The organism is Microvirga sp. P4_G7 (assembly GCF_056401005.1).
Window position 1 is genome coordinate 1 of the sequence record NZ_JBFUKD010000094.1, and the last position, 8,647, is coordinate 8,647.

General features: G+C 60.4%; 8 protein-coding genes. All 8 read left to right on the top strand.

All coding sequences use genetic code 11. The features are described 5' to 3' along the window. A partial coding sequence (locus AC1DT3_RS06690; protein ID WP_477464472.1) for an ABC transporter substrate-binding protein occupies positions 1 to 1,131 on the top strand: 1,131 nt, incomplete at its 5' end. 67 nt (positions 1,132 to 1,198) lie between these two features. After that, the gene (locus AC1DT3_RS06695) at positions 1,199 to 2,104 is read left to right on the top strand and encodes a carbohydrate ABC transporter permease (protein ID WP_477464473.1); all 906 of its coding nucleotides are present in this window, start codon (positions 1,199 to 1,201) and stop codon (positions 2,102 to 2,104) included. A gap of 10 nt (positions 2,105 to 2,114) precedes the next feature. Beyond that, positions 2,115 to 2,945: a carbohydrate ABC transporter permease gene (locus AC1DT3_RS06700; RefSeq protein ID WP_477464474.1), complete on the top strand. Its 831-nt coding sequence runs from the start codon at positions 2,115 to 2,117 to the stop codon at positions 2,943 to 2,945. 13 nt (positions 2,946 to 2,958) lie between these two features. Then, complete coding sequence (locus AC1DT3_RS06705) at positions 2,959 to 4,080, top strand: ABC transporter ATP-binding protein (protein WP_477464475.1); 1,122 nt, start codon at positions 2,959 to 2,961, stop codon at positions 4,078 to 4,080. A 13-nt stretch (positions 4,081 to 4,093) separates the two neighbouring features. Beyond that, on the top strand, positions 4,094 to 5,080 hold the full coding sequence (locus tag AC1DT3_RS06710) for an NAD-dependent epimerase/dehydratase family protein (protein WP_477464476.1): 987 nt from the start codon (positions 4,094 to 4,096) through the stop codon (positions 5,078 to 5,080). Positions 5,081 to 5,082: 2 nt separating this feature from the next. Continuing rightward, entirely contained in the window at positions 5,083 to 6,792 is a 1,710-nt protein-coding gene (locus AC1DT3_RS06715; protein WP_477464477.1) for an SMP-30/gluconolactonase/LRE family protein, read from the top strand. Next, positions 6,789 to 7,550 (top strand): SDR family NAD(P)-dependent oxidoreductase, encoded by a 762-nt coding sequence (locus tag AC1DT3_RS06720; RefSeq protein WP_477464478.1) that lies wholly within the window; start codon positions 6,789 to 6,791, stop codon positions 7,548 to 7,550. The genes AC1DT3_RS06715 and AC1DT3_RS06720 overlap by 4 nt, the downstream gene beginning before the upstream one ends. Positions 7,551 to 7,553: 3 nt before the next feature. After that, positions 7,554 to 8,647: FAD-binding oxidoreductase (locus AC1DT3_RS06725; RefSeq protein ID WP_477464479.1), on the top strand; the 1,094-nt coding region annotated here is incomplete at its 3' end.

Genomic DNA, 8,647 nt, shown 5'->3' on the forward strand with positions numbered 1-8,647 from the left:
GGCTCGGTCATCAAGGCGTTCGAGGAGGCTCATCCTGGCGTCAAGGTCGAATGGACGAAGGTGGAGCGCGGCGCATACGCCGACACGATGACGACCTTGTTCGCCGGCGGTACACCGCCGGACATCGTTCATCTGGCCTCGTTCGAGTTTCAGAAATTCGCCGACAACGGTTGGCTGGAGCCACTCGACCCATACATCAAGGACTCGAAGCTCGATCTGACGGGTTGGGCCGGACAGGACACCTGCGTCTGGAACAAGCAGACCGTCTGCACGATGATGCTCTATTTCGGCTACTTCCTCGCTTACAACGAGGACATGCTGAAGAAGGAAGGCCTCGCCGTTCCCAAGACCTATGCGGAATTTCTCGAAGCCGCGAAGAAAACGACGAAAGACCTCAACGGCGACGGAATCACCGACCAGTTCGGTACCGGTCATGAAACCCGCGGTGGCGGCGGACAGTACATCAGCGAAATGATGAACTATACGCTCGACGCGGGCGGCCGCTGGACCGATGACAACGGCAAAGTCACCATCAACACGCCTCAGATGATCGAGGGTCTTTCGCGCTGGAAGACGATCGTCAAGAACAGCCTCACGCCGCGCGACATGACGGCAGGCGAAGTTCGCCAGCTCTTTGCGGATGGCAAGATCGCCCTGAAAATGGATGGTCCGTGGTTGTGGCCCATCATTCAGAAAGGCAAGGCGAAGGACCAAATCAAGACGGCGATGGTGCCGTTCAATCCGCCGGTCGGCGGCTCGTCCAACGTTCTTGCCATCCCGACGGACATTTCCAAGGACAATAAGGCGCTCGTCTGGGATTTCATCAAAATCGCGACGTCGGACAAGTTCCAGTCGACCTATGCGACCCTCGGAGCGTCTCCGCCGCCGAGCCCGCGCGCCGATATCACGGCGGCCAAGGCCGAGAATCCGAATTTCGACCTTTTGGTTCAGGCCACGCAGGCCGCCGCCAAAGCAAAGGTGGATCGGATTCCCAAGGGATTGGAGATTCAGTTCAATGAATTCTCCAAGATGATCATGGAAGAATCACAGCGCATGATCATTCAGGATCTGGATCCGAAGGCCGTCGCTGCCACGATGCAGAAAAAGGCCGAAGCGCTGCAGCAGCAGTAATCAACCAAGTCGTCGTCCGGCCGCGTCACCATGCGCGGCCGGTTCTCGCCTTCAGCCGAGGATGCTCATGAAGCCAGGATTCAGCCTCGATCTCGCGCGACCTAGCCGCCGTCATTGGCTCGGTTACCTGCTGCTTGCGCCTGCCGTCACCCTGATCGGCCTCATCATCGTTTACCCCTTGATCGTCTCCGTCGACCTGTCGTTTCAAAACGTCAACATCGCTCGCCTCGACCAGCCCCGCCGTCCATTCACGACCGCCAATTACGAGCGGTTGTTCACGTCACCGGATTTCTGGAATGCGAGTTGGGTCACGATCAAGCTTGTCGTGATCGTTAGTCTGTTCTGCTTCCTCTTGGGCTTGGGAACAGCCCTGCTGGTCAACAACAAGTTCAAGGGCCAGGCCTTCGCTCGCCTTCTCGTCGCGCTGCCCTGGGCGGTGCCTGAGGTGATCGCGGTTGTGATCTTCGCATGGATGTTCGATTCGTCGTTCGGCCTGATGAACTGGGTCTTCATCAAGTTTGGTTTCATCGATACGACGGTGAATTGGTTCTCATCGCCTACCGCAGCCTTCGCCGTTGTGTGCATCACGATGATCTGGAAAGGGTATCCCTTCGTATCGATCATGATGCTCGCTGGCCTCCAATCGATTCCCGAGGATTTCTACAATGCGGCACGTGTTGACGGCGCCAATGGATGGCAGCGCCTCATCAACATCACCATCCCGTCCCTGATGCCCGTTCTGGGCGTCACCTTGGTGCTGGTGATGCTGTGGGTCTTCCGGGACTTCTCGATCATCTACGTGCTCACCGGCGGTGGTCCCCTGAAGGCGACACAGACGCTGTCGATCATGACTTACGAGCAGGCCTTTGGCTTTTTCAAGATGGGCTACGCCTCAGCCATTGGTGTCGTAACCCTCATCGTTTGCGTCATCGCCAGCCGCCTCATGATCGGCCGCGCGCCGGACAACATTTGAAGGGCCCATCATGAAAAGCCGCGCCCTGGACCGCTTCTTTCTTTACAGCGCCGTCATCATCGTCTGCGCATTTCTCGTTTTTCCGATCTATTGGCTCTTCATCACGGCGATCTCGCCGCCGGATCAATTGCGCGTCCTCCCGCCGCGATTCTGGCCGCAGACCCCGCGTTGGGACGTCTTCGCGGAGATCGTGCGTGATCGGCCGATCCTGTTGTGGCTCACGAACTCTGCGCTGGCTGCGATCGGAAGCGTGGTCCTCTCGATGGCGGTCTCCGTTCTCGCCGGCTACAGCCTGTCGCGGTTTCGCGTCCGTGGCGGACAATCGCTGGGTCTTTTCATTCTGACTGCGAAAATGCTGCCTGCGACGCTTCTCGTCATTCCGCTGTTCGGGAYCTTCCGCACGGTGGATCTTATCGGAAGCCTCTGGTCCATCATTTTGGCCCACGCGACGCTCATCATTCCGTTCACGACCTGGATGTTGAAGGGCTATTTCGACACCATTCCGCAGGAGCTCGAGCAAGCCGCGATGGTCGATGGATGTTCGCCGCTTGGCGCAATGGTACGGGTGATCCTTCCCGTATCGACGCCTGGGCTTGCGGCGACTGCGCTGTATGGTTTCGTGCTGTCGTGGTCGGATTACGCATACGCGCGTACGTTCTTGACGAACGCCCAGACGAACTGGACCGCCAACCTCGGCATCACCACGATGAAGGGCGAGTACATCTCCAACTGGGGTGACATATCCGCAGCCTCAATCCTCGTCGCCCTCCCCGTTCTCATCATCTACCTCTTCCTCGAACGCTATCTCGTCGGCGGCCTGACCGCCGGCGCCGAGAAATAGTGGAGTAATCGCCATGGCCGGCATCCGCATCGAACATGTGACCAAGTCCTACGGACCGTTGACCGTCCTCAAGGACTTCTCCCTTGAAATCGAGGACGGCGAATTCGTCGTSTTCGTCGGCCCCTCGGGTTGCGGCAAGTCGACGATGTTGAAGATCCTTGCCGGATTGGAGGAGTCCACATCCGGAACGATCCATATCGGAGGCCGTGACGTCACCGATCTCGCGCCCGGCGATCGCGACATTGCGATGGTCTTTCAAAACTACGCGCTCTATCCGCATCTTACCGTACGCAAGAACATGGGGTTTGGCCTGAAGATGCGCGGCATGGCCGCGACCGAGATCGACACGCGAGTGGTAACTGCCGCAAAAATTCTCGGTGTCGACCATCTCCTCGACCGCAGGCCGAAAGCCTTGTCGGGCGGTCAACGCCAGCGCGTGGCTTTGGGGCGAGCCATCGTGCGAGAACCTCAAGCGTTTCTCATGGACGAACCGCTCTCGAATCTCGATGCGAAGCTGCGCGTTCACACGCGCGCCGAGATCAGTGCTCTCCATAAGCGTCTCGGCGTCACGACGATCTACGTCACTCACGATCAGATCGAAGCCATGACGATGGCGGATCGAATTGTGATCATGAAGGACGGCGAGATCCAGCAGATTGCCGATCCGGACACCATGTTCAGAAATCCTGCAAACCTTTTCGTGGCGGGCTTCATCGGGTCTCCGGGCATGAACTTCCTCCGCTCCCCGGTGTCCAACGGCGCAGGATCGCCGACGGTGCGTCTTTTCGGCCATGACGTGGCGCTCAACGCACCGACCTCGCTCGTCGGCCGCGACATCGTCGTTGGACTTAGGCCGGAACACATCGCCTCTGGTCCGGGTCCGGTCACCTTTGAGATCGCGCCGCGCCTCATCGAGAGCCTCGGCAGCGAAAAGTACGTCTATGTGGACGTACCACAGGAGAATCGCGCCAACCTCGTCAAGGCCGGCGGCTCGAGCGAGGAAGAGCGACGGGCGGATACGATTATTGCGCGCCTCATCAACCCAGACGCCCGCTCGACGGGCGAGCGCCTGACCTTGTCGTTTGATCCGGCCAAATTGCATCTCTTCGATGCCAAGACCGAAGCCGCCATTTAGAGAGACTAGAACGATGATCATCCTCGTTACCGGAAGCGCCGGCCGCGTCGGCTCCAAAGTCGCGCAGCGCCTTCTCGATCAAGGTAAGCGCGTCACCGGCTTCGACCTCAGACCGTCGGGAATAAACCACCCGAATTACCGCGAGGTCATCGGCCCGTTCGATGACCGAGAGGCCGCCGCGAACGCCGCTAAAAACGTCGAAGCCGTGCTGCATCTCGGCGCCTTCATGTCGTGGCTTGCCGCAGATRCCGACAAGCTCCATCGGGCCAATGTCGACGGGACACGGATCATTCTCGAAGAGACCTCCAAAGCAAAGGCGCGACGCATCGTTTTCGCAAGCTCGGGCGAGGTCTATCCAGAGAACGTGCCGGACTATCTGCCCGTCGACGAAGACCATCCTTTGAAGCCGCGTTCGCACTATGGATTGACGAAGCTTTTGGGAGAGGAGTTGGTTCGATTCACTGAGCGGACGGCTGGTATACCCGCAACGATCCTCCGCTTCTCGCATACGCAAGACGCGAGTGAACTCCTTGATCCGACCAGCTTCTTCTCCGGTCCGCGCTTTTTCCTCCATCCAAAGATCCGGCAGCAAGAAAACTTCGGCAACAAGGCGGTGGTCGAAAAATTGAGGTCGATCGATGACGGTACGGAAGCTCTGGTTTTGTCCCGAAACGAGAACGGCCGTCCCTTCAAGATGCACATCACCGACACGCGGGACATGATCGACGGCATCCTGTTGACGCTCTCGAACGAGAAGGCTGCGGGACGGACGTACAATCTCGGAGCGACTGCTGCGGTGGACTTTTCTGAGGCGATGCCGTTGATGGCGGAGTTGACGAAGCTCCCCCTGAAGACCATCGATCTTCCCGGCAGCGGCGTCTACTACGAGACCTCGAACGCTCGCCTACGCAGCGAGTTGGGATTTGAGCCGAAATGGACGATCGACCGGATGATCGCAGAGGCCGCCGTAATGAGAAACGGCAGGACTCAGGCAGCCTAGGAATGGAGAGCCCCCGCGTCACGCCTCCGGAGGAGCGCGATGTCCCGACTGGCGCGGCAGCCCTCGCCAAGGGGCTCTATCTCCTCGACGTAATCGGCGAGCAGGCGTCGCCGCCGCGTTTCAAGGATCTGCAGGCTGCAACGAAACTGCCAAAAGGCACGCTCGCTCGAATGCTGAATACGCTCGTGCTGTTCAGACTCGTCCGRCATGAAGAAAGCGACAACACGTATCGCCTCGGCCATCGCCTGTTCGAGCTTGCACACCGTGTCTGGGAATCATTCGATCTGCGAGGCGCCGCCGCGCCCGTACTCGATAGGCTCGCGGACGAGACACGTGAAACAGTGGCGCTCTGTTCGATCGACAACAAGGAAGTCCTCTATATCGACCAGAAGAGTCGCGGAGGTGCATTTGGTTTCAGGATCGAGATCGGCCGGCGCGCTCCGCTTCACTGCACGGCCGGTGGCAAGACCCTACTCGCCTTTGCATCACCTCATGAACAGCGGGCGATGCTGGATCATCTCCCGCTCGAGCAGTTTACCGAGCGCACGATCCTCGATGAGGACGCTCTCATCGCTGATTTGGCACTGGCCCGGGCGCGTGGATACGCCATTTCACTCGAAGAGCATGTGTCGGGGGTCGTCTCGGTCGCTGCGCCGATCTTCGATCACACGGGCAGAGCGGTTGCAGCCATCGGCGTCTTTGGCCCGAATTCACGTCTTTCAAGCGACCGGCTGCATACGACCGGTCGTGACCTCATGGCCGCCGCACGGCAGATTTCCGGCAATGTCGGCGCGATGCCCATGAACATTTCGCCACAGACCCGTGCTCGCCCAGCTGCCGATAGCGGGGCTGAGTGTGTGCTCCCCTGGGGCGCCCATCTCGCCGAAGGACCAATTTGGGCTCGACACGAGAAGCGGCTCTATTGGGTGGATATCTTGGCACCCTCTGTCCATCGCTTCGACCCGGCCACACGCACGAACGAGGAGATTCTTCTCCCGCGCCTCGTCAGCGCCGTGGTGCCCCGCCAGGGCGGAGGATTGGCGGCACTGACGCAGGACGGTTTGGAGGCGCTCGACTTTGGGGCCGGCAAGCTGGAGCCGTTGGTGGATCCAGAGGCGGACATCCCCGACAACCGCTTCAATGACGGCAAATGCGACCGCTCAGGGCGGCTCTGGGGCGGAACGATGCGCCTTGATGCCAGCAGGGCCTCCGGCGCGCTCTACGCCATCAGCGGCGATCGGACGTGGAAGCGTGTCGCCACGGGCTTCACCGTCGCCAACGGCCTCGACTGGAGTCCCGACGGGCGGACCTTCTATTTCGCGGATTCGGTGCCGGGCCGAATCTACGCCTATGATTTCGACTTGACGGCGGGGACGATCGAGAACCGCCGGGTCTTCGCCGAGGTCAATCCGGACGAGGGGCGTCCGGACGGCCTTGCTATCGACAGCGAGGGTTTCTTGTGGTGCGCAATTTGGGACGGTTGGTGCGTCCGTCGCTACGCCCCAGACGGCAAGGTCGAGCGCGAGATCAGACTGCCCGTTCCCCGGCCGACCAGCGTTGCTTTCGGCGGTGACGATCTGAAGACCGTCTTCATCACGACCGCCCGCATTCGACTGCCATCGCGTGTGCTCGCCGAAGCCCCCTTTTCAGGCGGGCTGTTCGCATTGCCGGCGCCTGTCGCGGGTTTACCCATTTCGGAGTTTGCCGGGTGACGACAGCGCTCTATCCAGACCTGGCCGGACGATGTGCGCTTGTGACAGGCGGCGCGGACGGGATCGGGCGTGCGGTCGTCGAGGCATTGTCCGCCCAGGGGGTGAAGGTCGGATTCGTGGACATCAACCGCGAGGGCGGCGATGCGCTGGCCTCCACGCTGCGCACACGCGGAAGCGACGTCCTTTTTGAACCAGTTGATCTACGTGACATCGCAGCCACCCGCGACGCGATCGGAAAGCTGCAGGACAGGCTCGGCCCATTATCGATCTGCATCAACAATGCCGGCCACGACGAGCGCCACCGTTTCGATGAGATTTCACTCGATTACTGGGACGATCGTTTCGCGGTCAATCTTCGGCCGATGATGTTCGTGAGCCAGTCCGTCGTCGAAGGCATGCGCACCCTCGGCGGAGGATCGATCGTCAATCTCGGGTCGACGTCCTGGATGCAGGGCGCCGCGGGTTTGATCGCCTATACGACGGCAAAATCCGCAGTGATCGGATTCACTCGCTCCCTCGCGCGCGAACTCGGCTCGGACGGCATTCGTGTCAATTGCGTCACGCCCGGCTGGGTCATGACGGAACGTCAGCGTCAGCACTGGTACACGCCTGAAAAGGGAGCAGCCGCTCAGGCGCGACAATCCATCAAGGGTGAAATCCTTCCGGAGGACATTGCTGCGATGATTCTGTTTCTGGCCTCCGACGCATCGCGGATGTGCACGGGTCAAAACTATATCGTCGATGCCGGTGTCGTTTGACCCATGAAAGAGTTGAAGCGAATCATCGACGCGACGTCGCTCGTCTCCGATGCCGTGGCAATGGAACCGTATCTGACTGATTGGCGAGGGCGCTACCGCGGGTCGGCACAGGCAGTGGTGAAACCGCGGAACGTCGACGACGTTGCGGCTATCATGCGCTGGGCGGCATCTACGGGAACGCCGGTCGTTCCACAGGGAGGCAATACGGGCTTATCCGGTGGCGCGACGCCTGATTCGTCAGGCAAGGCGATTATCCTGTCTCTGGAACGCATGAACAGGATTCGATCGATCGATCCTGTCGGCAACACGCTCGTCGCGGAGGCTGGTTGCATTCTGGCCAATGTTCAGAACGCCGCCCGTGAGGCTGGGCGGTTGTTTCCCGTCAGCCTTGGAAGCGAAGGATCATGCCAGATCGGCGGGATTGTCGCGACGAACGCCGGCGGGATCAACGTGATCCGCTACGGAATGACCCGCGACATCGTCCTGGGCCTCGAATACGTCACCGCAGATGGCACCATCGTCCCCGGGCCGAAGCGCTTGCGCAAGGACAACGCCGGGTATGATCTGCGCCACATCCTGGTGGGATCAGAGGGTACGCTCGCCGTCATCACAGCGGCCTCGCTCAAGATCGTTTCGCCGCCACGGGCTCGTTCGAGCGCCATGTGCGGTGTTGCGACGCCGAGCGATGCCCTGGCGCTTCTCGAGATTCTGCGCGAGGCCACCTCAGACGACATCATCAGCTTCGAATTGATGTGCGACGGGGAAATGGCGCTCGTGCGCGACATGCTGCCTGCAATTTCCCTACCTTTGGCTGATCGGCACGCCTGGTATGTCTTTACGGAGATCGGTGGGGACGATGACGYGTCGGTGTCCGGTCGGCTGAGTGACGCGCTGGCAACGGCCGTCGAGGCTGGCGTCATTGCGGACGGTGTCGTTTCGCAAAGCGAAGCGCAGGCGAAGGCCATCTGGCATCTGCGTTTTGCGGTTTCCGAAGCGAACCGACTCGCTGGTCCCTCCGTCTCCCATGATGTCAGCGTCGCCACCGCGGACGTTCCGGCCCTGCTCGCCGCTCTGCCCGATCGCATCCACCTGAATTT

Coding starts and splice junctions, on each gene's coding strand:
- AC1DT3_RS06695 (WP_477464473.1), top strand. CDS start 1,199: ATGAAGCCAGGATTCAGCCTCGATCTCGCGCGACCTAGCCGCCGTCAT.